Origin of the sequence: Streptococcus mitis, from assembly GCF_905187535.1 — a bacterium.
Lineage (GTDB): Bacteria > Bacillota > Bacilli > Lactobacillales > Streptococcaceae > Streptococcus > Streptococcus mitis_BS.
In genome coordinates, this window is the sequence record NZ_CAJJIE010000060.1 from 41,266 (window position 1) to 66,525 (window position 25,260).

The window sequence follows — 25,260 nt, forward strand, 5'->3', positions numbered from 1 at the left end:
CGACGTTGACGTGGTTTGAAGAGATTTTCGAAGAGTATAAGTAAAGATCTATCCATTTGGGTAGATCTTTTTGCATACACAAAAAAGCCAAATCCGATTGGATCTGGCTTGATGCTTATAAGCTATTAGATAGTATTGGATGCCCAGACACTTACGGATCTAGCTGAAACTGGGAATTGTCCATAACCTTCCTCATCGATTGTAACTTGACCTTGGTGGTTTTCAAGTAGATCTACAAAGGTTTGGTTAGCCCACTCTTGGCCGACAAACATTGACTTGCTCTTTTCTTGGTCATTTGAAATCAAGACTGCGATTGGGGATTGGTTTTCAGCACCTGAACGTACCCAACCGATACAGTTAGCATGGTCAAAGTAGTCTTTTTGTTCTCCATAGGCCAAGTCTTTTCGGATGGCTAGGAGGCGGTCAAGGACTTCTTTGAAATCTTCTTGAGCATACTGCCCTGAAATCCCATAGTAATCTCCATAAAAGACACATGGAAGGCCATCTTGGCGTAACAGAATGAGGGCATAGGCTGCTGGTTTGAACCACTCTTCAACAGTCGATTCAAGAGCCTGACCTCGTTGGGTATCATGATTGTCGACAAAAGTCACCGCCTTGTCAGGTTTGAGTTCAACCAAGCTATCTGTGAAAATGCCACGAAGGTCATAGTCTGCGCCAGCTTGACTGGCTTCAAAGAGATTCTGGTGGAGACGAACATCGACAAGGTCAAAGCGTTCTTCCGTTTTTTCAAGATAGTCCAGATTGGCTTCCTTGTCAGGATTCCAGAATTCACCAAAAACATAGAAATCTTGACCATATTTTTCCTTCATATCACGGATGAAATTGCGCATAAAGAAAGAATCGATGTGTTTGACTGCATCCAAGCGAAAACCAGCTACACCAGTCGTTTCCATGAACCAGTCTGCCCAGTTATAGAGATTTTGGATGACCTCAGGATGTTTAAAGTCTAGGTCAGCATACATGAGGTAGTCGTAATTTCCGTTTTCGTTATCGACTAATTCCTCATTTGCCCAGCCCTTGTTATCACCTTGGATGAGATAAATGCCAGATTTACGACGTTTGGCATCGTAGTCTGTACCTGTGAAGTGGTACCAGTGCCAGTGGAAGTCATTGTAGGTATCTTGGCGGCCATCGAAGGTAAAGCTAGTCCAGCCATTGATAGTGAAGGGTTCTCCAAGTTCAACTGTACGGTCTACAGGATCCACTTCGATAACCTGAAAGGCTTCCATATGATCGGCTGCAGCCTTGTGGTTGAGCACCACATCGGCCATAGGCTGGATTCCCTGCGCTTTTAGAGCTTGAATGGCTTGAAGATAATCTTCTTTAAAACCATACTTGGTGCGGACAGTTCCTTTTTGATTAAACTCTCCTAAGTCAAATAAGTCATAGACACCATAGCCTACATCTTTTTCATTGGTTGCCTTAAAAGCTGGTGGCATCCAGACATGGCTAATACCGAGATCAGCTAAGTGTTGAGCATCTTCAGCTAGACGCGTCCAGTGCTGGCCGTCGTGGGGGAGATACCATTCAAAGTATTGCATAAGTGTTTGATTTTGCATGATTTTTCCTCTTACTTGTCAATCTTGTTCTTTATTCTATCATAAAGTATCTCTTGACTCAAACGTTTGCGTAATACTAAATAATAAGTTTTTGACTATTTTATATAAAATGTTGATTTTTAAAATGAAAGCGCTATAATAATAGTAAATTACATAGATAAAGATAGGAGTCAGCCCATGATTGAATTTCAAAATGTTAGTAAGTTGTATGGTGATAAAGCGGCTTTGAGCAATCTCAATCTGCAGATTGAAAATGGAGAGATTATGGGCTTGATTGGCCATAATGGTGCTGGGAAATCGACCACTATAAAATCCCTAGTCAGTATCATTTCACCCAGCAGTGGTCGTATTTTGGTTGACGGTTTAGATTTATCGGAAAATCGCTTGGCTATCAAACGAAAGATTGGCTACGTTGCAGACTCGCCTGACTTATTTTTACGTTTAACGGCCAATGAATTTTGGGAATTGATTGCTTCATCCTATGATTTGAGCAGCTCTGACTTGGAGGCTAGTCTAGATAGGCTATTGAAGGTTTTTGATTTTGCTGAAAACCGTTATCAGGTTATTGAAACCCTTTCTCACGGAATGCGTCAGAAAGTCTTTGTCATCGGGGCACTCTTGTCTGATCCTGATATTTGGGTCTTGGACGAACCCTTGACTGGTTTGGATCCCCAGGCTGCCTTTGATTTGAAGCAAATGATGAAGGAACATGCACAAAAAGGTAAGACAGTCTTGTTTTCAACCCATGTCCTCGAGGTAGCTGAGCAAGTCTGTGATCGGATTGCAATCTTGAAAAAGGGGCATTTGATTTATTGTGGTAGTGTAGAGGACTTGAGAAAAGACCACCCAGACCAGTCTTTGGAAAGTATCTACCTTAGCCTTGCTGGTAGAAAAGAGGAGGGTGAAGATGCGTTTCAAGGTCATTAAAAAATTAGTTGATATCAATATCCTCTATTCATCTAAAGAAGCGAATCTGGCTAATCTACGAAAGAAGCAGGCTAAGAACCCTGGGAAAAAAGTAAATGTTTCCGCTAGAGTCCTAAGTTCTTACATTTTTTCTAGCCTCTTGATGCTACTTTTGTTTATAAATATAGCCTTTCATTTTCCTTTTGAGGAAATGCCAAGTCTTTTTAGTACCATGGTTGCTATTTTACTGGTGCTTGCCTTTTCAACGGCTTTCACTGCCTTTTACAATGTCTTTTATGAGAGTAAGGATTTGGCCTCCTATAGTCCCTATGCCTTTAAAGAATCAGAGATTATAATCGCTAAAGGACTGTCTGTCCTCTTGCCAGCTCTAACTGGAATTGTACCAACCCTAGCTTATTTTCTAGTCCTCTACATTAGGTTAGCTCCTTCTCTTTGGCTGGGCTTGCCTTTGATGCTGCTGTCCTTGGCCTTATTATTTGTCTCTGTTACTTTAGTGATGGTAGGGGTAGTGCATTTCTTGGCTCAAACTACCGTTTTTAGAAAGTATCAGTCTATTTTTGCCAATGTGATGATTGGGATTGGGGTTCTCATACCTTTATTATTTGTCTTCCTTCTACAGTCGACTTCTAGAGATATAGTTGACAGAGTTAGAGATATTCCATTTCTCCTTTATCCTATTCATCTCTTTTACAAAATAGCAGTGGAGCCTTTTTCGACAGAGGCCATACTGGGTCTGCTCGCTTGGATAGCTTTAACTGTTTTCTTGCTTTATCTGACCAAAAAGAAGGTTTTTCCTCATTTTTATGACGTGATTCTGCTTAACAGTGAGGAGAAGGTCAAAAAAGAACGTCGCAGTAAAGAGGGGATTTCAAGAACTAAAAAGGGATTTTTCCGCATGGTTTTGCGCTACAACCTCTCCCTCTTGGGACAGGGGACTGGCGTGATTACAGTACTTTTTACAAGTGCGTTCCTTCCCTATCTCATGATGATTGGTCCGATTTCCACAATCCGAGATTCTCAGTTAGTTCCAGACGTTCATCCTCGATACTGGTTACCCTTGTTTTTCGTGGGAATGTTTATAGCAGTTGTCAATAACAATATCACCAGCCTTCCTTCAATTGCCTTATCCTTGGAGAGGGAAAATGTTGATTTTCTGAAGAGTTTACCCTTTGACTTTGCTCGTTATGTGAAAGTGAAATTTTGGATTATCTTTGCTGTCCAGTCCTTTTTACCTATCTTGACTTTACTTGGTCTTTCCCTTTATTTAGGATTGCCTATCCTTTCGATGATTTACCTTCTTGTGGCATGGGTTCTTGCCAGTGTCAGCCTTTCTTGCCACCATTATTTTAAAGATATGAAAAATCTGTCAACCAATTGGAGTAGCATTACGGACCTGGTGAATCGTTCAAAAGGTATAGTCACAATGGTTTTGATTATTATTTATAGTGCTATCTTATTGATTTCAACTATTGTGAGCGTATACTTGCTTCAGTCTCTTTCCCCTGTCCTTGCCATCAGCTTGGGAGTAGGAGCTCTTATCCTCCTGCTTGGTCTTGCTATATTTAGCTATCATTACTACCTGTCACGGATATTGTTAGAGATAGAAAAAAGATAAGGTTGTTGGTCGCTTACTTGATAAATTTTATAAAAAGAAATGCTCCTCCAAAGGTAACCTGACACCCAGCAGTTTAGTGATTAGGTAATATTAGCGAGTCAGATTATCCGGCTCGCTTTTTTCGTTGTTTAGTTTTCCGATGAAATTGTAGTAAATATCTATCTGAATGATTCGATTGCGTTTCGTTCCTGTTGGTTTTTGTATCACAATCTTATCAATCAGCTCATTTATGATTTCAACGGTTAGTTCTGGAAGTTCTGTATATTTGGAAATTCTCGCCATAAACTTAGAGATACTGTCTGGTTTTCAAAATGACAATTTAGTTTTAACTTTTACGACTGATTCCAACGATATTCTAACATTTGAATATAGTGCTTTTCATTTAACCGACACCGCCAAGGCTCTGATAGAGATTTTAGATATTGAAACAGATGATGAATTTTTTAGAGAGCTAGCGAATAGCTATAGAGAGAAGTTATCTGAGTCTAGTGTTAAGATTTCAGTTGTAAATGTTGAGGTATTGAGTTGACTTTAACTGATTTAATTCAGTGGTGATATGTGGTATAATTGTAGGTATGAAATCAATACTTAATAGTAAGCAGGCTTTACGCCCTTTTACAAAATGGACTGGTGGAAAGCGTCAGCTTCTTTCCGTAATCAAATCTCTTATGCCAGAATCTTATAATCGTTATTTTGAGCCGTTTGTTGGTGGTGGAGCTTTGTTTTTTGAACTTGCTCCTAAAGATGCGATCATAAATGATTTTAATAGTGAATTAATCAATTGTTATCAACAAATTAAAGATAATCCTTCTGAGCTAATTAAATCGTTATCTAAGCACAAGGAAAGCAATTCGAAGGAATACTATTTGAACTTGCGTTCTGCTGATAGGGACAGCAGAATTGAAAAAATGAATAATGTTGAGAGAGCTGCTCGCATTATGTATATGCTACGTGTAAATTTTAATGGATTATACCGTGTAAATTCAAAAAATCAGTTTAATGTCCCGTATGGTCGCTATAAAAATCCCCAAATTGTAGATTCAGATTTGATTGTATCTATTTCTCAATATTTAAATGAGAACACTATTCATATTTTAAATGGAGATTTTGAAGAAGCCGTTAAAGATGTTGAAGCTGGGGACTTTGTTTACTTTGACCCACCCTACATTCCACTTTCTGAGACAAGCTCTTTTACTTCTTATACACACGAGGGATTCTCTTACGAAGACCAAGTTCGTTTGAGAGACACTTTTAAAAAGCTAGATGAAAAAGGCGCCTACGTTATGTTATCGAATTCTTCTAGCCCATTAGTTGGAGAGTTGTATAAAGATTTTAATATACATAAAGTCTCTGCTACCCGGACTAATGGAGCTAAATCTTCAAGTCGTGGAAAAATTGATGAGATTATTGTAACCAACTATGATAAATAACGAATATAAGTATGGAGGTGTTTTAATGACAAAGCCATACTATAATAAAAACAAATCAATTCTTGTACATGCCGATACTTTTGAGTTCCTTTCGAAAATGAAACCTGAAAGTATGGACATGATTTTCGCAGATCCGCCTTATTTTTTGAGTAATGGAGGTTTCTCTAACTCAGGAGGTCAAGTAGTATCAGTTGATAAAGGTGATTGGGATAAAATATCTTCGTTAGAAGAAAAACATGATTTCAACCGACGTTGGATAAATCTTGCTAAAAAAGTCTTAAAACCTAATGGCACAATTTGGATTTCAGGTAGTTTTCATAATATTTATTCGGTTGGAATGGCTTTAGAACAAGAAGGATTTAAGATTCTTAATAATATTACTTGGCAAAAAACTAATCCAGCTCCAAATCTTTCTTGTCGATATTTTACGCATTCTACCGAAACCATTCTTTGGGCTAGGAAAGCTGATAAAAAAGCTCGTCACTATTACAACTATGACTTGATGAAAGAAATAAATGATGGTAAACAAATGAAAGATGTCTGGACTGGTCCGCTCACAAAGCAAACTGAGAAATGGGCTGGTAAGCATCCTACGCAGAAACCTGAATATTTGCTGGAACGAATTATTCTAGCTTCCACTCAAGAAGATGATTATATTCTGGATCCTTTCGTTGGTAGTGGAACGACAGGTGTGGTTGCTAAAAGATTAGGTAGAAAATTTATAGGAATTGACGCAGAAAAAGATTACTTAAAAATAGCCAAGACAAGATTAGAAAAGGAAAGAAACGAGGGGATATTATGAAACTAAATGATTATCTAGAATTATCGTCAGAAGAAAGACTTAAAGAATTTTTATCAAGTTTATCTGTAACAAATCGTACACCTGAATATTATGTCAATTGGGAGAAGGTTAATCGTGAGACTAAACAGTTTGAGTTAGAGCTAAACACCCTTAACTACCTGATAGGTAAAGATTCTATTTATAACGAAGCTCTATCTCTGTTCACTAAACAACCCGACCTACTTAGGGCAATTCCAAGTTTAATTGCTAGCCGTGATAAAATTTTAGATATTCTTTCTATCGATGAGCAAGATAATATGAGTTTTGAGCGACTCAATTTTTCGAAAATTGATACTAACAAGATTAAGGAGTATGTTGATTTTACTGAAAAATCTGGATTATTGAATTTCCTTCAAAACAACGCTAACCGTTCGTTAGTGGATTATGTTTATGGGGTGGAAGCTGGATTGGATAGCAATGCTAGAAAAAACCGTAGTGGAACAACTATGGAAGGTATTTTAGAACGTCATATTGATAAAATAGCAAACGAATTAGAATTAGAATGGAAAGCTCAAGCTACAGCTCCATTTATCAAAGAGAAATGGAATATTATAGTTCCTGTTGATAAGTCTGAACGACGTTTCGATGTGGTAGTATATTCCAAAAAGAAACATAAAGTTTGGCTAATTGAAACAAATTACTACGGTGGCGGAGGCAGCAAACTTAAGGCTGTAGCTGGCGAGTTTACGGAATTGAGCCAATTTGTAATAACTTCGAACGATAATGTAGAATTTGTGTGGGTTACAGATGGACAAGGTTGGAAAACCGCTCATTTACCACTTTCAGAAGCTTTTAATCATATCACAAATGTATTCAATTTGTGTATGCTAAAAGAAGATTTTTTGTCTGAACTATTTCAAAAATAATATTATAAATTAGGTTTTAGAAAAATCTAGAAGAACGCGAGGTGTTGATTGATAAAAAAATTTTTCTTAGGAATGAATTATCGTAGAATTATTTTATATACATCAGCTATACTAACTGTAGTTAGTTGGTTATTTAGAATTAATATTTTACAGCCTTATTCACAATATGAATTGATTTTTTCATTATCTACGATAATGCTTTTCTACTTTTTTGAAGATAAGAATAAAGATGAATTTTTACTTATAGCAATATTTTATGTATTAATTCGACCATTATTGAGATGTCTAATTACTTTAGTCAATATTGACCCGAATATACTGCTAATAATTAGTGTGATATTAATTTCTGTGAGTTGGCGTATAGATTCTATTAACAAGAGCGACAGAGAAAAAGTTACTCCAAAATTAAACTCAGATTATTTTAATTTAGTTTATATAAATTCGGCGAAATCTTACGAGATTGCTACTTTGATTGATAATACTGTAAAAACAACAATTCAAAAAGAAAACAGTAATACTACGAATAATAAAAATTCCTTTAAAGTTGGTACGAAAAATAGTTTACCATCTAGTTATGAAAATAGTCATGAATTAATCACGGGAAGTAAGATTAGTGAGAGTTTCGAAATTAAAAATACTAAATCTACTATTTTTAGAAAAGTCTATGAAATGGCTAAAACTTTTCAAATTAGAAGTTCAAAACCCGGGGATCTGGTAAAATTTGACAACATTTCACTGACTCCTGTAAATGCGCAGGATATCCCTCTTATTCTACAAGTTTTACAGTCTAGCAAACTAGATAATCCTACTACAGAAGGGATTGAGCTAAACATGTCAAACTTACTTTCTACTTTTTTGACTGATTATACGATTGACTATGGTTTTAAGATAGGTGAGGAAAATTTCTTAGTTCGTTTTCCTTACGGAGAAATTGAAGGCTTTGAAAATGGATATAGACATAGTGACTTCCAGCTTGGTCAACTTTGTTTAGTAGGAATAGACCGAGGCAAAATTAATTTTTCAGAAGTCGATACGATGTCAACGAAATTTTTAGAGTTCATGAGTGAGCAAGCTAATAAAAATAATACAGCGAAAATTGTAAAAGATATTATTCAAAAATCTTCAATTCCAGAATCTAGTTCTATTGATAAATCTGAGTTTGAGTTCGATTTCAATTATAAAAAACTAGATGGAGAGTACCACTTAATAGATGTCATTGCGGTTGTTCAAAAAATCAATGTGGAGAAAAAAGATGATTTACCTATATGACCCAACAAGAATTGATGATTTAAAGGCTAACTTTTCAGAGAACAAAAAGATTGATATTACCCATATCTTATCTCACGATTTTACTAATCTCGTTGAATTAGAAGATATTTGTAGCGAGGTATACCCTTTTAATAATTTGGTTATAGATTTATCTGCTTTAATGAATCCAAGCGCGTACAATAGCCTGTATATCGGTAAAATATTCCATTTACTAGATAGGGCATTCAACTCCCCTATTTTTTGGTTGAATAAATCAAAATATGAAATTATGTTAAAAGAGTTGCCGTTGTTGTTTGATGAAACAGCTATAAACGAAGATTTTGCTAATCCAAAAGTTCAAAAACTTAATCTTGATGAGGTAGCGAAAGATTATAGTGTTAATGAAATTAACGATAAAGTACAAAAGGCTGTTGATAAACTAGTTGGTCACAGCTTATTTAAGGCTGATTTTGTAAAGAAGTATGAAAATTATAAATTACTAGAAAAAATTAGTGTTCGAAAGATTTTTTCCGTATTTCTGATAGGCGAATCTGGAATTGGAAAAACAGAATTTGCGAAAATCTTATCAAAATCACTCTATCCAAATGGAGAGCTCATCAAAATTAACTTCGGAAATTACTCAACGGAGGGAGTGTTAAATAGTTTGATTGGCTCTCCGCTTGGATACATCGGAAGCGATGAAGGTGGTGAGTTAATTAAAAAAATTAATTCATCAAAATCTAAAATTATTTTGATTGACGAATTTGAAAAAGCAACACCATCTGTATTCAACTTCTTTTACGAGCTTCTAGAAGATGGTAGTTTTACAGATAGGCATGGGATTGTTCATGATTTAAGTGGTTATATGATTATTTTTACTTCTAATATGACTCCAGAATATTTTACTCAGCATATTCCCAATTCACTTAAGTCTAGATTTGATTTAACTAGCGATTTCCAAATTCCAAGTATTGAGGAAAAACAATTATTTATCAAAGTAGAAACCAATATTCTAGTGAATAAACTGACTGAGTATTTTAAAGTTTCTTATAAAGTTACCGAAGAATTGATGGAGAAAATATTAAAATTATCGTCAGAGGATAATTTGCGTCATATTAAGAGACTTCTTCAGGATATAATTACAAAAGACTTTAGAGAGAAGAAGCTAGATAAACGGTCTTAATAGTATCGAAATCATATTTATTTGGATACTTCTCAATTTCAAAAACTTTAATTCCTATAATGTGTGTGATCCAAGTATTTTTGATAGAAATATATTTAGATTTCGAAATAGAATTATTCAAATAGGTGAAATTTTAATTATTGTTGCTTCTATAATATTATTTATTGATAGTATATTTAGTTTGTAATAATAGACTGAGCAAAAGTCTTTAAAATCAGGAAAACGCATAATATCAGGTGTATAAAAACTTGATATTATGCGTTTTATTTATGGGAAGATTGACTCCATTTTCTCTTGGAATTGGGTTATTGCCCAATTCCCTTTTATTGTGATTTTGATTCGGTTTCTACAGACTCGGGGTGGAGTTCTTTGTAACTTGGTGCCTTGAAAAGGTCAGTACTGGTTTTACCTTGTCGTTGGCTAAAGAGGCTAGTTGATTGACTAGCTTTTTCCTGCTCAATCTTTTGTAGAATTGGCAAGGAATTGAGGTAAGAAATACTTTCTGTATCAACTTTTCCAAGATGATCTGCTTGGTAGAAACGTATCAAATCGCCAGTTTGAATCTGGTCGCTGATTTTCAGCTGTTGGCTGGCTGCCTGCCGAACGATTTCTAGTTCAGTCTGAGCTTGTTCATCAAGATTACTGATTTCAAGACCGCTTTCAGTATAGTAGGTTCGTCCGTCATAACTGGTGTATTTAGGTGTGACGAAGGAATTGGCAGTTCGAAAGGCAATGATTTCTTGATGATCTGGAGACAGAAGGTCTTGGCCGACTTGAAGAAAGGAATTGGACTCAATACCAAGGAGGTGTTCGAGAGTCGGTAAGATATCGATTTGTCCACCGTAGGTATTGATGATTTGTCCTTTTTCATAGCCAGGCATGACCACCATAAAAGGCACTCGTTGCAACATGGCATTGTCGTAATTCGACCAGTTCTCAGAAGTCTTGCCAATCAAGGGAGCCAGCTCAGGATTTCGGGAGTTAGAAATTCCATAATGGTCTCCGTAGATGACGATGATGGATTTTTCATAGAGGCCACTTTCTTTGAGATAGTCAAAGAAGGCCTTGATAGCACTATCCAGATAGTTAGCCGTTTGGAAGTAGCCATTGATTGTTTCATCTTTGGTTTTAGCCAGTGGGAAACCAAGCTCATCGCCTGTCAGATTGCTAGCATAGGGATAGTGATTGGACACCGTGATATACTTAGCATAAAAAGGCTGCTGCAAGTGCTCTAGATATTGGATAGAATCTTTCATCATGATTTTATCATTTAAACCATATTGGAAAGAATTGCTACTGTCTTGCTTGGTAAAATAGGAAGCATCAAAGAAGTATTGGTAGCCCCATTGTTTGTAGGTTGTATTTCGGTTCCAGAAGGTCCCAATATTACCATGAAAGACTGCACTTGATTGGTAGCCATTTTTTGATAGGATAAAAGGCGCAGCCTGCTGGGTATTGGTACCTCCATAGTTGACCATGAAGGAACCTTGGTCAAGTCCAAACAAACCAGTCTCCAGCATGGTTTCCGCATCTGAGGTCTTACCAGCCTTGACTTGGTTAAAGATATTCGAAAAGGCTAGGGTTGATTGCGAATGGTAGAGTGAATTAAGGAAGGGAGTGACTTCATGCTCAGTTCCATCTATGTTGAGTTTATAGTCCAATAGGAACTGCTGAAAACTCTCCAAGTGGAGATAAATCACATTTTTCCCTTTGGCAAGGCCAAAATAGTCTGGATTGGGCTTAGCAGAATGTTCTTGAATATAATCTGTAATAGGTTGAAGGTCGGTCTCAGAGGCCTTAGCACGTTCTTTGTTGGCGCTATAGGATTGGTTGGCACTATAACCTAAAAAGGCTGGCAAACTAAGGGCACGAACAATATAATAATTAGAAAATCCTCGTGACAGGAGATCGGGACGCTCAATTTCAGCCAAGAAAAGGTTAGCTGAAAAGAGCAGGGCCGAGAGAGCAGTGATGGCAATACTGGAGCGGAATTTGAAAGGTCTCCTATCCAGCTGGATGAGTTTTTTATAGAGAAGATAAGCCAGCAATGGGAAATCCATAAAATAGATGAAATCCCAAAAGCGCAGTAACTCTAGTTCCGCAGTACCAACAGACACCTTGCTGACCACTTTCATGGTATTAGCCGTGATAAAGTCACTAAATTCTCGATAGTAAAAAATATTAGAATAGAGCCAAATGAATAAAAGGCTATAAATAGCTATACTCAGGCCATAAAAGATCTTGGTTGACCGAGCATAGAGGGCTGAAGCTAGCAGGAGGAGTCCCAAAGGAAGGGGATTGAAAAAGGCTATAAAGGCAAGGTAATTTCCTTGCAACTTGCCCAATTGAATATCTAAATTAAAGTCAACTGTATAGGCTAATAAGGTTTTGAGCCAATAGAGGATTAAAAGGGTTAGGACAAAACCCAGTCTGGTACCCATGGCTTTTTGGATTTTGTTAAAATTGATTCTCACACAATTACTTCCTAAGTTTTTATTAGTATTAGTATACCATTTTTTAAAACTAGAGTAAAAAAGCAAGGGTAGTTTCTTTTTTGAGAATTGTCACAAAATTTGCTATAATAGTGACTATGAATAGAATAAGAGTCAGCAAAAGGGTTGAAAAAAAGCTTTCAAAGGGACTAGTTTTACTAGAAGCCAGTGATCTTGCAGATGTTCATCTCAAGGATCAGGAAGTAGAAGTTCATAGTCAAGATGGAAACTTTCTTGGTACTGCCTACCTTTCTCAGCAAAACAAGGGCTTGGGCTGGTTTGTGAGCACAGATAAGGTGACCTTCAATCAAGCTTTCTTTGAAGCACTGTTTAGACAAGCTAAAGAAAAGAGAAGTGCCTACTATCAAGACGAATTGACAACTGCCTTTCGTCTCTTCAACCAAGAGGGAGATGGCTTTGGCGGTCTGACAGTGGACCTTTATGGCGACTATGCTGTTTTTTCTTGGTATAACTCTTATGTTTATCAGATTCGTCAGACCATCTCAGAAGCCTTTAGACAGGTTTTTCCTGAGGTTTTAGGGACCTATGAGAAGATCCGTTTTAAGGGTTTGGACTATGAATCTGCCCATGTTTATGGCCAAGAAGCACCTGACTTTTTCACTGTTCTGGAAAATGGTGTTCTGTATCAAGTCTTTATGAATGATGGCTTGATGACAGGGATTTTCCTAGATCAGCACGAGGTTCGTGGTAGTCTAGTGGATGGGTTGGCTATGGGTAAATCCTTGCTCAATATGTTTTCCTACACAGCAGCCTTTTCAGTAGCTGCGGCCATGGGAGGAGTAAGCCAGACTACTTCGGTTGACCTAGCTAAACGTTCACGAGAATTGTCTCAAGCGCATTTTCAGGCAAATGCAATCAGCACAGACGACCATCGTTTTATAGTCATGGATGTCTTTGAGTATTTCAAGTATGCCAAGCGAAAAGGCTTGACCTATGATGTGATTGTCCTAGATCCGCCTAGCTTTGCTCGGAATAAAAAACAAACATTTTCTGTGGCTAAGGATTATCACAAGTTGATTTCCCAGAGTCTGGAGATTTTAAATCCGGGAGGAATCATTATTGCCAGTACCAATGCTGCCAATGTTTCTCGCCAGAAATTTACAGAACAAATTGATAAAGGCTTTGCAGGAAGAAGTTACCAGATTTTAAACAAATACGGTCTTCCAGCAGATTTCGCCTATAAAAAAGATGAAAGTAGTAATTACCTTAAGGTGATTAGTATGAAGGTTAGTAAATGAAATTAATCGTTTCAGTAATGCCAAGAAGTTTAGAGGAGGCCCAGGCTCTGGATGCTACGAGGTATCTGGATGCCGACATCATTGAATGGCGTGCCGACTATCTGCCTAAAGAAGCGATTTTGCAGGTGGCTCCAGCTATTTTTGAAAAATTCGCAGGTCGTGAGTTGGTTTTCACTTTGCGAACTCGCGCTGAAGGGGGAGAAATTGACCTTTCTCCAGAAGAATATATCCATCTAATCAAGGAAGTGGCGCAACTCTATCAACCAGACTATATTGATTTTGAGTACTATAGCTACAAGGATGTTTTTGAGGAAATGCTGGACTTCCCAAATCTCGTTTTGAGTTACCATAATTTCCAAGAAACACCTGAAAACATGATGGAAATCTTGTCAGAGTTGACAAGCCTAAATCCAAAACTTGTTAAGGTTGCGGTGGTGGCTCACACGGAGCAGGATGTGCTAGACTTGATGAACTATACACGAGGCTTTAAAACCCTCAATCCTGAGCAGGAATATGTGACTATTTCTATGGGCAAGGTGGGCAAAGTCTCTCGTATCACTGCGGATGTGACTGGTTCTAGCTGGTCCTTTGCTAGCCTAGATGAGGCCAGCGCCCCTGGTCAGATTTCTCTAGCTAACATGAAAAAAATCAGGGAGATTTTGGATGAAGCTTGATGGCTATACACGTTTAGCAGCAGTTGTTGCCAATCCTATTAAGCATTCTATTTCCCCCTTTATCCACAATAGGGCCTTTGAGGCGACAGCTACCAATGGTGCTTATGTGGCTTGGGAGATTGAAGCGGTTGACTTGGCAGAAACAGTGGCCAATATTCGTCGCTACCAGATGTTTGGCATCAACCTGTCCATGCCCTTTAAGGAGCAAGTGATTCCATATTTGGATGAGCTGAGTGATGAAGCGCGCTTGATCGGTGCGGTCAATACGGTTGTAAATGATAATGGCACTTTAATTGGATATAATACAGATGGCAAGGGATTTTTTAAGAGCTTGCCTTCTTTTACAATTACAGGTAAGAAGATGACCCTGCTGGGTGCAGGTGGTGCGGCCAAGTCTATCTTGGCGCAAGCTATTTTGGATGGCGTCAGTCAGATTTCGGTCTTTGTTCGTTCAGTTTCTATGGAAAAAACAAGACCTTATCTAGACAAGTTACAGGAGCAGACAGGCTTTAAAGTGGATTTGTGTGCTTTAGAAGATGTTTCTGTTTTGCAGGAAAGGATTGCCGAGTCGGATTTGCTGGTCAATGCCACCAGTGTGGGCATGGATGGCCAATCCTCTCCAGTTCCTGAAAGTATAGTCTTACCAGAACCTCTCTTGGTGGCAGATATCATTTACCAACCCTTTGAAACCCCATTTTTGAAATGGGCTAGAAGTCAGGGAAATCCCGCCGTCAATGGTCTAGGAATGTTGCTTTATCAAGCTGCAGAAGCTTTTCAACTGTGGACAGGCAAGGAAATGCCGACAGAAGAAATTTGGCAGTCCTTAACAGAAAAATACCAATAAAGAAAGGGAGATTCTCCTATGAAAATCAGAATCGATATTCCTCATCATCCTTATAATATTCAGATTGAAAAAGGTTGTCTGTCTCAAGCTGGTCAATGGTTGCGAGAACTCTGGCAACCGCAAAAAGTGGTCATTGTAACAGATAACCATGTAGCTTCTCTTTATGCAGAGAAGGTCAAACTTAGCCTAGAAGATGCTGGTTTTCAGGTAGCAGTATTTGACTTTTTAGAAGGGGAAGAAAGAAAGAATTTAACCACTGTTCAGAAAGTCTATGAATTCCTAGTTAAGCAGGGGTTGACTCGTAGCGATGGAATCGTGGCTCTTGGTGGTGGTGTTGTTGGAGACCTGGCTGGTTTTGTGGCCTCTACCTATATGCGAGGTATTCACTTTGTTCAGATTCCGACTAGTTTGACAGCCCAGGTGGATTCTTCTATCGGTGGAAAGACAGGCGTTAACACTCCATTTGCTAAGAATATGGTGGGGACCTTTGCCCAACCAGATGGGGTTCTGATTGACCCGCTTGTCCTTGAAACGCTCGGAAAAAGAGAGTTGATTGAAGGAATGGGTGAGGTTATCAAGTACGGCTTGATTGAGGATCCAGAACTTTGGCGAATCTTGACGGAACTGGATGGCTCTGTTGAGAGCATACTGGAACATGCAGAGACTTTGATTGAACATTCTTGTCAGGTTAAGCGCAAGATGGTGGTTGAGGATGAGTTGGACAACGGTGTACGCCTTTACCTCAACTTTGGCCACACTATTGGTCATGCCATTGAAGCAACGGCTGGTTATGGCAAGGTCATGCATGGAGAAGCTGTGGCCATGGGCATGGTGCAGATTTCCAAGGTGGCTGAGGAAAAAGGCCTCATGCCAGCTGGCATTACCCAGTCCATCACAGAAATGTGTCAGAAGTTTGGCTTGCCTGTTGATTATGAAAACTGGAATGTTGACAAGCTTTATCAGGCTTTGACTCATGATAAGAAAGCACGTGGCAATACCTTGAAATTGGTCTTGGTACCAGAGCTCGGTTCAGCGACCATTCACCCAGTTTCTCTGGAAGAGATGAAAGACTACTTGGTAAAATAAGGAGAGTGTATGAGATATTTAACTGCAGGAGAATCACACGGTCCCCGTCTGACGGCTATCATTGAAGGAATTCCAGCTGGACTTCCTTTGACAGCTGAGGACATCAATGAGGATTTGAAACGTCGTCAGGGTGGATACGGCCGCGGTGGTCGTATGAAGATTGAGAGCGACCAAGTTATCTTTACTTCGGGTGTTCGCCATGGGAAGACTACTGGGGCTCCCATTACCATGGATGTCGTCAATAAGGACCATCAGAAATGGCTGGATATCATGTCTGCGGAGGACATTGAAGACCGCTTTAAAAGCAAACGAAAAATCACCCATCCTCGTCCCGGTCACGCCGACTTGGTTGGGGGAATCAAGTACCGTTTTGACGATTTGAGAAATTCTTTGGAGCGTTCATCTGCCCGTGAAACCACCATGCGGGTGGCAGTTGGGGCAGTAGCCAAACGCCTCTTGGCTGAGCTGGGTATGGAGATTGCCAACCATGTCGTGGTCTTTGGTGGTAAGGAAATCGATGTTCCTGAAAATCTAACAGTCGCTGAGATTAAGGAAAGAGCTGCCCAGTCAGAAGTTTCTATTGTCAACCAAGAAAGGGAACAGGAAATCAAGGATTATATTGATCAAATTAAACGTGACGGTGATACCATCGGTGGAGTTGTCGAGACAGTCGTCGGAGGTGTTCCAGTCGGTCTTGGTTCCTATGTCCAATGGGACAGAAAATTAGATGCCAGACTTGCCCAAGCAGTTGTCTCTATCAATGCCTTTAAAGGGGTGGAATTTGGCCTTGGATTTGAAGCTGGTTACCGCAAAGGTAGCCAAGTTATGGATGAAATTCTCTGGTCTAAAGAAGACGGCTATACTCGCCGTACCAATAATCTAGGTGGCTTTGAAGGTGGTATGACCAATGGGCAACCGATTGTTGTTCGTGGAGTTATGAAACCCATTCCTACTCTCTACAAACCACTCATGAGTGTGGATATTGAAACCCATGAACCCTACAAGGCAACAGTGGAGAGAAGTGATCCGACCGCTCTTCCAGCAGCCGGTGTGGTCATGGAAGCTGTTGTGGCAACGGTTTTGGCACAAGAAATCCTCGAAAAATTCTCATCAGACAATCTAGAGGAATTAAAAGAAGCAGTGGCCAAACACCGAGACTATACAAAGAACTATTAAGGAGTTCCTATGGCAAAAACAGTCTATATCGCGGGCCTTGGATTGATTGGTGCCTCTATGGCCTTAGGTATCAAACGCGATCATCCAGATTATGAAATTTTAGGTTATAATCGCAGTCAAGCTTCGAGAGATATCGCCTTGAAAGAAGGCATGATTGACCGTGCAACGGATGATTTTGCTAGTTTTGCTCCTTTGGCAGATATCATTATTCTCAGTTTGCCAATCAAACAAACCATTGCTTTCATTAAGGAATTGGCCAACTTGGACTTGAAAGAAGGCGTGATTATCTCAGATGCTGGTTCGACCAAGTCAGCTATTGTAGATGTAGCGGAGCAGTATTTGGTTGGCAAGTCGATTCGTTTTGTAGGAGCCCATCCTATGGCTGGTAGTCACAAGACAGGGGCTGCTTCTGCGGATGTTAATCTCTTTGAAAATGCCTATTATATCTTTACGCCTTCGAGTCTGACAGGTCAGGACACGCTTGAGGAAATGAAGGCTCTGCTTTCAGGTCTTCATGCTCGCTTTATCGAAATTGATGCCAAGGAGCATGATCGGGTGACTTCTCAGATTAGCCATTTTCCACATATTCTGGCTTCTAGTCTCATGGAACAGACCGCGGTCTATGCTCAAGAACATGAGATGGCAAGGCGCTTTGCGGCAGGTGGTTTTCGAGATATGACTCGGATTGCGGAAAGCGAGCCAGGGATGTGGACCTCTATTCTCTTGTCCAATCGTAAAACCATTCTAGAGCGAATTGCGGATTTCAAGGAACGTTTGGATGAGGTTGGACAAGCCATCAGCAAGGGAGATGAGGAGCAGATTTGGAACTTTTTCAACCAAGCACGTGAGCAACGGCAGGCCATGGAAATCCATAAACGTGGCGGTGTAGACAGTTCTTACGATCTCTACGTTGATGTTCCCGATGAAGAAGATGTCATCTTGAGGATTTTGGAACTGCTACGTGGAACTTCCTTGGTTAACATCCATATCAACGAGGAAAACCGTGAGGATATTCACGGGATTCTACAAATTTCATTTAAAAACGCTCAAGACTTGGAAAGAGCCGAGCACCTCATAACAGAAAACACCGACTACACAGTCGTTGTCAAATAAGGAGAAAATCATGCCTAAAATAGAGCTTAAATTCATATTTGGTGTTATCTTTATTTCTTTTATCCTACTTAGTGCATGTGCTGTTAAAAAAGATGTGAAAAGCAATTCAGAAGCAAGTGTCGAGACAAAAAACGAATCTTCCAAGAAGGAAACAAGTTCAGAGAAAACCAATTCAAAGTATGTAGACGATAGAATTATTAATGAGTTTATCAATAGCTATAATCAACATTCTAATAGCCCATTAGAAAATATCAAAAAAGGAAATATAAAAATAAAATATTTCGCATCAAGCTACGGATACTACTTGGAACTTTTACATGCAAATGATACTGATAAAATCAATGTAACAATTAATCAGACAAATGAAAATAGTGAATCTGGTGTTGCGGGAATGAAAGAAGTATTTTATGATATTGTTAAATCGATTGAATCATCCTTATCTGATGATGAGATAAATAACTATTTTGATAATCTTATGTCAAATGAAATAAAAACAGGTTCTAATTTAGGAACTTTGAAGATAGAGTATATACCAGATAAGGAATTAAGCAATGGACATTCAAGAGGTCATATAAAAGTGATTGCACAATAATAAAGACCACAGAGTGACTATTAATTTTAAAAGAAATAAATAAGGAGAAAATCATGTTAAATATTTACGATAGTGCAAACGAACTCAGTCGCGGTCTACGCGAATTACCAGAATACAAGGCTGTTAAAGCAGCTAAAGATGCGATTGCAGCAGATGCTGAGGCAAGCAAAATCTTTACAGAATATGTTGCCTTTCAAGAGGAAATTCAAAGACTAGCACAGACAGGTCAAATGCCAGATGCTTCCTTCCAAGCGAAAATGGAAGGCTTTGGTAAACAGATTCAGGGGAACACCCTCTTGTCAGAATTCTTTACCAAGCAACAACAATTGGCCATTTACCTTTCTGATATTGAAAAAATTGTTTTCGAACCAGTTTCAGAATTGCTAAAATAAGAAAATAACTATCATAAAGTCAGGAATTTTTAAGGAATTTCTGGCTTTTTATGATAAAATAGGTAAAAGTATTGCAAGTATGAGGTCCAGTATGAAACTAAAAACAAACATTCTCCACTTACACGGCAGTATCCGAGTTCCAGGTGACAAGTCTATCAGTCACCGTTCTATTATCTTTGGAAGTTTGGCTGAGGGTGAGACCAAGGTTTATGATATTCTGCGAGGTGAAGACGTTCTTTCGACCATGCAGGTTTTTCGTGACCTTGGTGTTGAAATTGAGGACAAAGATGGGGTTATTACCATTCAAGGTGTAGGCATGGATGGCTTAAAAGCGCCGCAAAATGCCCTTGATATGGGAAATTCTGGCACCTCGATTCGTCTGATTTCAGGTGTTCTTGCTGGTGCAGACTTTGAAGTAGGAATGTTTGGAGATGACAGTCTTTCCAAACGTCCTATGGATCGTGTGACCCTTCCACTGAAAAAAATGGGTGTTAACATTTCAGGGCAAACTGAGCGAGACCTGCCTCCCCTTCATTTAAAAGGGACGAAAAACCTAAGACCTATTCATTATGAGTTGCCAATTGCCTCTGCCCAGGTTAAGTCAGCCTTGATGTTTGCGGCCTTGCAGGCTCAGGGGGAGTCTGTTATTATCGAAAAAGAGTGCACTCGTAATCATACGGAAGATATGTTACAACAATTTGGTGGTCATTTAAGTGTGGAGGGCAAGAAAATCACAGTTCAAGGACCACAAAAATTGTCAGGACAAAAGGTGGTTGTTCCAGGAGATATTTCCAGTGCAGCCTTTTGGTTGGTCGCAGGTTTGATTGTTCCAAACTCTCGTGTGGTGCTTAAGAATGTGGGCATCAACGAAACGCGTACTGGTATTATTGATGTCATTCGTGCCATGGGTGGAAAACTAGAAATAACTGAAATTGCTCCAGTCGCTAAATCTGCTACCTTGACTGTTGAGTCTTCTGATTTGAAAGGAACAGAGATTGGTGGCGCTTTGATTCCACGCTTGATTGATGAATTGCCAGTTATCGCTCTACTTGCGACCCAAGCCCAAGGTGTAACAGTTATTAAGGATGCTGAGGAACTCAAGGTCAAGGAAACAGATCGCATTCAGGTTGTGGCAGACGCTTTAAATAGCATGGGTGCGCATATCACACCTACAGCTGATGGAATGATTATCAAAGGAAAATCAGCACTTCACGGTGCTAGAGTCAATACTTTTGGAGACCATCGTATCGGCATGATGACAGCTATCGCGGCCCTCTTGGTTGCTGATGGAGTAGTGGAGCTTGATCGTGCAGAAGCCATCAATACCAGCTATCCTAGCTTCTTTGATGATTTGGAGAACTTGATTCATGGCTAAGGTATTACTCGGATTTATGGGGGCTGGCAAATCGACTATTGCAAGAGGTTTGAACCCAGACTACATCGATATGGATGCCTTAATCGAGGAATGTTTGGGCATGTCCATTGCTGATTTTTTCGCTGAAAAGGGAGAAGCGGCCTTTCGTCAGGTAGAATCAGAAGTCCTAGCTGATTTACTACAAAGAGACCAAGTTGTGTCAACTGGTGGAGGAGTGGTCGTTTCTCAGCGAAATCGTGACTTACTAAAGACAAATTCTGATAATATCTACCTGAAAGCTGATTTTGAAACCCTCTACCAACGAATATCAACTGATAAGGACAATCAGCGTCCGCTTTTTCTAAATAATAGCAAGGAAGAATTAGCAGCTATTTTCCAAGAAAGACAGGCTTGGTATGAGGAAGTGGCTAGTCGGATTTTGGATGTGACCGAGCTAAGCCCAGATGAAATTATAGAGGAACTGAGATGAAAATTGCTTATCTAGGTCCCAAGGGATCATTTTCACACCACGTTGTGCAGACAGCTTTTCCTCATGAGGAATTGCAGGCCTTTGCTAATATTACAGATGTCATCAAGGCCTATGAGCAAGGTTTGGTGGACTATTCTGTGGTGCCAGTTGAAAATTCTATCGAGGGTAGTGTTCATGAAACCTTGGACTACCTTTTTCATCAGGCTCGCATTCAAGCAGTTGCAGAAATCGTTCAGCCTATTCATCAGCAGTTGATGGTGGTTCCAGGCCATACTAAGATTGAAAAGATTTTTTCTCATCCACAGGCTTTGGCTCAAGGAAAGAAATTCATCGATGAACAATATCCAGAGGCCCAAATCGAGGTGACTGCTAGTACAGCCTATGCGGCCCGCTTTATTTCCGAACATCCAGACCAGCCTTATGCAGCCATTGCACCAAGAAGTTCTGCAGAAGAATATGGCTTGGAACTGATTGCTGAGGATATTCAGGAAATGGAAGCTAATTTCACACGTTTCTGGGTTTTGGGAGCTGAAGGTGCAGCTATTCCCTTGCAAGCACAAACTGAAAAAATGAGTTTGGCCTTGACCTTACCGGACAATCTTCCAGGTGCTCTTTATAAGGCCCTGTCGACCTTTGCTTGGCGAGGAATTGACCTGACAAAAATTGAAAGCCGTCCACTCAAGACAGCACTGGGAGAATACTTTTTCATTATCGATGTGGACTACGCTGATAAGGACCTGGTCCACTTTGCCCAAAAAGAATTAGAAGCGATTGGAATCCAGTATAAAATTCTGGGGGCCTATCCTATTTATCCAATATCAGACCACGGAAAGGAGAGAAGATGAGTAAAGAAAATCCCTTAAGTCATCATGAGCAGTTGCGTTATGACTATCTTTTTAAGAACATTCATTACCTCAATGAGCGAGAGAAAAAAGAGTTTGCTTACCTGCAAGGTAAGTTAAATATGGCTGGCGGTAGTGAAGCTTCACCAGAAATTCATAATGAAAATTATGATATGGAAGAGTCTTTCATGGAACCAATCAATCAGTCTCCTCTTCCATCCTATGGTAACCGTAGTCGTGCAAAAAAATACCAGAAAAGTCATTCTCTTCCAAAGGTTAAGTCCAAGAAACGTAAGATTCGTTGGGGGCGTATTTTTGCAGGATTGCTTGCTCTTCTAGCCTGTGTTGGTTTTGGTATGATTTTTATGTTCCTAAAAGGTTATTCAAATGCGGATCCAACCAAACCTGCCAATGCAAAAGCAGCTCAAGTAGAAGTTTTTCATGGTCAAGATACCAAGGATGGGGTCAATATTTTGATTATGGGAACGGATGGACGGATTGGCCAAAATAGTGCTGAGACGAGAACGGACTCTATTATGGTTCTAAACGTTGGTGGCTCAGATAAGAAAATCAAGCTGGTCAGCTTCATGCGTGACAATTTGGTTTATATAGACGGTTACAGCCAAGTCATTAACGGTAGAAAGCAATCCGATAATAAGTTGAATGTAGCCTATGAACTAGGGGAACAAGAGGGACAAAAAGGGGCAGAAATGGTTCGCCAAGTATTGAAAGATAATTTTGACTTGGACATTAAGTACTATGCCTTGGTAGACTTCCAGGCCTTCGCAACCGCTATTGACACTCTGTTTCCTGATGGTGTGACAATTGATGCCAAATTCTCAACCTTAGAAGGTCAACCTTTAACCGAAGCTACGGTGGGAGATGACTTGCATGCTACAGAGACAGAGTCTCCAACCCAGACTATTAAAGTTGGGAAACAGCAGATGAACGGTTCAACCTTGCTCAACTATGCTCGCTTCCGTGATGATGACGAAGGCGATTACGGTCGTACCAAGAGACAACAGCAAGTGTTGACAGCTGTTCTGCAGCAACTCAAGGATCCAACCAAACTCTTTACTGGATCAGAAGCACTTGGTAAAGTATTTGGCATGACATCTACGAATCTTCCTTATAGTTTCTTATTGACCAATGGCTTATCCTTCCTAGATGGAACGCAAAATGGCATTGAAAGATTAACAGTTCCAGAACTGGGTGATTGGGTGGATGCCTATGATGTCTATGGAGGACAGGCACTCTTAGTAGACCAAAATAAATATCAAACTAAACTTTCTCAGATGAGGATGAGATAAACTAATACAGGAAAAATCAAAGTTCGAATCACCAGTAAAATAGTGGTTTGAACTTTGATTTTTCTTAGTGTCTGATGGATTTTTCAGGCTTTTTTATGGTATAATAAAACGATATAACTTGTTATTGAACAGAAGAGGAGAGACATGAGTGATTTGAAAGCGATTCAGGCTCGTAGTCTGGAAATGGCTGAATATTTCGTCGCATTTTGTAAAGAACATGATTTGCTTTGTTATCTTTGTGGTGGAGGTGCTATTGGTGCCCTTCGAAACAAGGGTTTCATTCCTTGGGATGATGATCTAGATTTTTTTATGCCCCGTAAGGATTATGAAAAATTGGCAGAATTATGGCCTCGTTATGCAGATGAACGTTATTTCTTATCAAAGAGTCACAAGGATTTTGTCGACCGCAATCTTTTTATTACCATTCGTGACAAGGAGACCACCTGTATCAAGCCTTATCAGCAGGATTTGGATTTGCCACATGGTTTGGCCTTGGATGTGTTGCCTTTGGATTATTATCCGAAAAATCCAGCTGAGCGGAAGAAACAGGTTCGCTGGGCCTTGATTTATTCACTTTTTTGTGCACAAACTATTCCAGAAAAGCATGGTGCTCTTATGAAATGGGGAAGTCGCATCTTACTCGGTCTGACTCCAAAATCTCTCCGTTATCATATTTGGAAAAAATCTGAGAAAGAAATGACCAAATATAGTCTGGCTGAGAGCGATGGTATTACAGAATTATGCTCAGGTCCTGGCTACATGAGAAACAAGTACCCAATCGCATCTTTTGAAGATAATCTTTTCTTGCCATTTGAAGGTACAGAGATGCCTATTCCAGTTGGCTATGATGCTTATCTCAGCACTGCTTTTGGTGACTATATGACACCGCCACCAGTGGACAAGCAAGTACCGCATCATGATGCTGTTATCGCTGATATGGATAAGAGTTATAGAGAGTACAAGGGAGAATATGGAGCATGATGGGAGAAAAAATAAGCGTTATCGTTCCAGTCTACAATGTAGAAGCTTATCTGGAGCGATGTGTGGAGTCGATTCTTCAACAAACTTATGCCCATTTTGAGTTAATCCTAATCAATGATGGTTCTACTGATTCCAGTGGACAGATCTGTGATCACTTAGCATCTCAGTATGAGAATATTAAGGTTTATCATATCGAAAATGCTGGTGTTTCAAATGCTAGAAATATGGGAATTCAGCTAGCGAGGGGTTCTTGGGTTACCTTTATTGATAGCGATGATTTCGTTACCCAGGATTACCTAGCTACTTTAGCCAGTGCAGTTGAAGGGGAGAATGTAGGCTTTGTTATTGCTCCTCTACACCATATCAAAAACGGCATTGTAACAGACCTATCTCCATATTCTGGAAAAACAGAACTCTGGTCAACAGAAGAAACTATGAAAGAATTACTGATGACCACTAAGACATCATTCTTTCCAGTCGCAAAACTATTTAAGAGAGACCTGCTGACAGATGAAAAATTTAATACAGACTACCATCTAGCTGAAGATGCCTTATTTTTAACGGAATTGTTACTAAAGACAAGATGTAGTAGTGTATTCATTGATAAACCAATTTATTATTATGATCATCGTGAGGGAAGTGCGACAACATCTGTTAATCGGCATGTATTTGACACGATAGAGGTTTATAAAAAAATAATCACTCAGGTTTCACAAGTCTTTCCTAATTTAAAATACGAATTAATAAATAGAGAATGTTGGTCGTACATCACAGTTTACGATAAAATTATCTTTACTTCACGTGAAGAGTATCAAAAGGAGAAAGCCGAGCTGAGGACTTGGATTGTTCAGCATCGATACGAAATCTGGAAGGATGCTTATTTCACTAGATTTCGTAAGATAGCTGTTCTGTTACTTGTCTTTTCTCCGTGGCTATATAAAAAAATTGTTGGATTAAAAAACTAA

At 39.4% G+C, this 25,260-nt stretch carries 24 protein-coding genes and 1 pseudogene; 22 read left to right on the forward strand and 3 right to left on the reverse strand.

Going from position 1 to position 25,260, the window contains the following annotated elements:
- Window positions 1-125 precede the first annotated feature (125 nt).
- Window positions 126-1,580 carry an alpha-amylase gene (locus JQ841_RS07360; RefSeq protein ID WP_049487321.1) on the reverse strand — a complete coding sequence of 485 codons (1,455 nt, stop codon included), beginning with the start codon at window positions 1,578-1,580 and terminating at the stop codon, window positions 126-128.
- A 177-nt stretch (window positions 1,581-1,757) separates the two neighbouring features.
- On the opposite strand from JQ841_RS07360, the gene JQ841_RS07365 reads away from it, so the two are divergent.
- Both JQ841_RS07365 and JQ841_RS07370 read left to right on the forward strand, forming a co-directional pair.
- Window positions 1,758-2,507, forward strand: a complete 750-nt coding sequence (locus JQ841_RS07365; RefSeq protein ID WP_033686761.1) for an ABC transporter ATP-binding protein — start codon at window positions 1,758-1,760, stop codon at window positions 2,505-2,507.
- Window positions 2,488-4,122, forward strand: a complete 1,635-nt coding sequence (locus JQ841_RS07370) for a hypothetical protein (RefSeq protein WP_049487320.1) — start codon at window positions 2,488-2,490, stop codon at window positions 4,120-4,122. The genes JQ841_RS07365 and JQ841_RS07370 overlap by 20 nt, the downstream gene beginning before the upstream one ends.
- Window positions 4,123-4,212: 90 nt before the next feature.
- On the opposite strand, the gene JQ841_RS07375 is transcribed toward JQ841_RS07370, so the two are convergent.
- Complete coding sequence (locus JQ841_RS07375; protein WP_150922567.1) at window positions 4,213-4,404, reverse strand: DUF4368 domain-containing protein; 192 nt, start codon at window positions 4,402-4,404, stop codon at window positions 4,213-4,215.
- Between the two features lie 293 nt (window positions 4,405-4,697).
- On the opposite strand from JQ841_RS07375, the gene JQ841_RS07380 reads away from it, so the two are divergent.
- The 6 genes and pseudogenes from JQ841_RS07380 (at window position 4,698) to JQ841_RS10205 (ending at window position 9,877) form a co-directional block, all read left to right on the forward strand.
- Window positions 4,698-5,552 carry a DNA adenine methylase gene (locus JQ841_RS07380; protein WP_150922568.1) on the forward strand — a complete coding sequence of 285 codons (855 nt, stop codon included), beginning with the start codon at window positions 4,698-4,700 and terminating at the stop codon, window positions 5,550-5,552.
- Complete coding sequence (locus JQ841_RS07385; protein ID WP_150922569.1) at window positions 5,542-6,354, forward strand: DNA-methyltransferase; 813 nt, start codon at window positions 5,542-5,544, stop codon at window positions 6,352-6,354. Before JQ841_RS07380 ends, JQ841_RS07385 begins: the two co-directional genes overlap by 11 nt.
- Window positions 6,351-7,259: a type II restriction endonuclease gene (locus tag JQ841_RS07390; protein WP_150922570.1), complete on the forward strand. Its 909-nt coding sequence runs from the start codon at window positions 6,351-6,353 to the stop codon at window positions 7,257-7,259. The genes JQ841_RS07385 and JQ841_RS07390 overlap by 4 nt, the downstream gene beginning before the upstream one ends.
- Window positions 7,260-7,307: 48 nt before the next feature.
- The gene (locus tag JQ841_RS07395) at window positions 7,308-8,528 is read left to right on the forward strand and encodes a hypothetical protein (RefSeq protein ID WP_150922571.1); all 1,221 of its coding nucleotides are present in this window, start codon (window positions 7,308-7,310) and stop codon (window positions 8,526-8,528) included.
- Window positions 8,512-9,690 carry an AAA family ATPase gene (locus JQ841_RS07400; protein ID WP_191962410.1) on the forward strand — a complete coding sequence of 393 codons (1,179 nt, stop codon included), beginning with the start codon at window positions 8,512-8,514 and terminating at the stop codon, window positions 9,688-9,690. Before JQ841_RS07395 ends, JQ841_RS07400 begins: the two co-directional genes overlap by 17 nt.
- Window positions 9,690-9,877, forward strand: a pseudogene (locus tag JQ841_RS10205) (hypothetical protein). The gene JQ841_RS07400 and the pseudogene JQ841_RS10205 overlap by 1 nt, the downstream one beginning before the upstream one ends.
- A gap of 136 nt (window positions 9,878-10,013) precedes the next feature.
- Here the strand turns inward: JQ841_RS10205 and JQ841_RS07405 are convergent.
- Window positions 10,014-12,131, reverse strand: a complete 2,118-nt coding sequence (locus JQ841_RS07405; RefSeq protein ID WP_203180705.1) for an LTA synthase family protein — start codon at window positions 12,129-12,131, stop codon at window positions 10,014-10,016.
- 149 nt (window positions 12,132-12,280) lie between these two features.
- On the opposite strand from JQ841_RS07405, the gene JQ841_RS07410 reads away from it, so the two are divergent.
- The 14 genes from JQ841_RS07410 (at window position 12,281) to JQ841_RS07475 (ending at window position 25,260) form a co-directional block, all read left to right on the forward strand.
- Window positions 12,281-13,441, forward strand: a complete 1,161-nt coding sequence (locus tag JQ841_RS07410) for a class I SAM-dependent rRNA methyltransferase (RefSeq protein WP_203180541.1) — start codon at window positions 12,281-12,283, stop codon at window positions 13,439-13,441.
- Entirely contained in the window at window positions 13,438-14,115 is a 678-nt protein-coding gene (gene aroD, locus JQ841_RS07415) for a type I 3-dehydroquinate dehydratase (RefSeq protein ID WP_203180542.1), read from the forward strand. The genes JQ841_RS07410 and aroD overlap by 4 nt, the downstream gene beginning before the upstream one ends.
- A complete protein-coding gene (locus tag JQ841_RS07420; RefSeq protein WP_203180543.1) occupies window positions 14,105-14,959 on the forward strand; it encodes a shikimate dehydrogenase in 855 nt (284 codons plus the stop codon). The genes aroD and JQ841_RS07420 overlap by 11 nt, the downstream gene beginning before the upstream one ends.
- An 18-nt stretch (window positions 14,960-14,977) precedes the next feature.
- Complete coding sequence (aroB, locus tag JQ841_RS07425; protein ID WP_203180544.1) at window positions 14,978-16,045, forward strand: 3-dehydroquinate synthase; 1,068 nt, start codon at window positions 14,978-14,980, stop codon at window positions 16,043-16,045.
- A 9-nt stretch (window positions 16,046-16,054) separates the two neighbouring features.
- Entirely contained in the window at window positions 16,055-17,221 is a 1,167-nt protein-coding gene (gene aroC / locus JQ841_RS07430) for a chorismate synthase (protein WP_203180545.1), read from the forward strand.
- A 9-nt stretch (window positions 17,222-17,230) separates the two neighbouring features.
- Window positions 17,231-18,334, forward strand: coding sequence for a prephenate dehydrogenase (locus JQ841_RS07435; RefSeq protein WP_203180546.1), 1,104 nt, complete (start codon window positions 17,231-17,233; stop codon window positions 18,332-18,334).
- A 10-nt stretch (window positions 18,335-18,344) separates the two neighbouring features.
- Window positions 18,345-18,926, forward strand: coding sequence for a hypothetical protein (locus JQ841_RS07440; RefSeq protein WP_084950333.1), 582 nt, complete (start codon window positions 18,345-18,347; stop codon window positions 18,924-18,926).
- Window positions 18,927-18,979: 53 nt separating this feature from the next.
- Window positions 18,980-19,318, forward strand: coding sequence for a YlbF/YmcA family competence regulator (locus tag JQ841_RS07445; protein ID WP_203180547.1), 339 nt, complete (start codon window positions 18,980-18,982; stop codon window positions 19,316-19,318).
- Window positions 19,319-19,409: 91 nt separating this feature from the next.
- On the forward strand, window positions 19,410-20,693 hold the full coding sequence (gene aroA, locus JQ841_RS07450) for a 3-phosphoshikimate 1-carboxyvinyltransferase (protein WP_203180548.1): 1,284 nt from the start codon (window positions 19,410-19,412) through the stop codon (window positions 20,691-20,693).
- Window positions 20,686-21,162, forward strand: coding sequence for a shikimate kinase (locus tag JQ841_RS07455; RefSeq protein ID WP_049542912.1), 477 nt, complete (start codon window positions 20,686-20,688; stop codon window positions 21,160-21,162). Before aroA ends, JQ841_RS07455 begins: the two co-directional genes overlap by 8 nt.
- Entirely contained in the window at window positions 21,159-22,007 is an 849-nt protein-coding gene (pheA, locus tag JQ841_RS07460) for a prephenate dehydratase (RefSeq protein WP_203180549.1), read from the forward strand. Before JQ841_RS07455 ends, pheA begins: the two co-directional genes overlap by 4 nt.
- Window positions 22,004-23,314, forward strand: a complete 1,311-nt coding sequence (locus JQ841_RS07465) for an LCP family protein (RefSeq protein ID WP_203180550.1) — start codon at window positions 22,004-22,006, stop codon at window positions 23,312-23,314. The genes pheA and JQ841_RS07465 overlap by 4 nt, the downstream gene beginning before the upstream one ends.
- A 144-nt stretch (window positions 23,315-23,458) precedes the next feature.
- Window positions 23,459-24,295, forward strand: coding sequence for a LicD family protein (locus JQ841_RS07470; protein ID WP_203180551.1), 837 nt, complete (start codon window positions 23,459-23,461; stop codon window positions 24,293-24,295).
- Window positions 24,292-25,260, forward strand: a complete 969-nt coding sequence (locus JQ841_RS07475) for a glycosyltransferase family 2 protein (protein WP_203180552.1) — start codon at window positions 24,292-24,294, stop codon at window positions 25,258-25,260. The genes JQ841_RS07470 and JQ841_RS07475 overlap by 4 nt, the downstream gene beginning before the upstream one ends.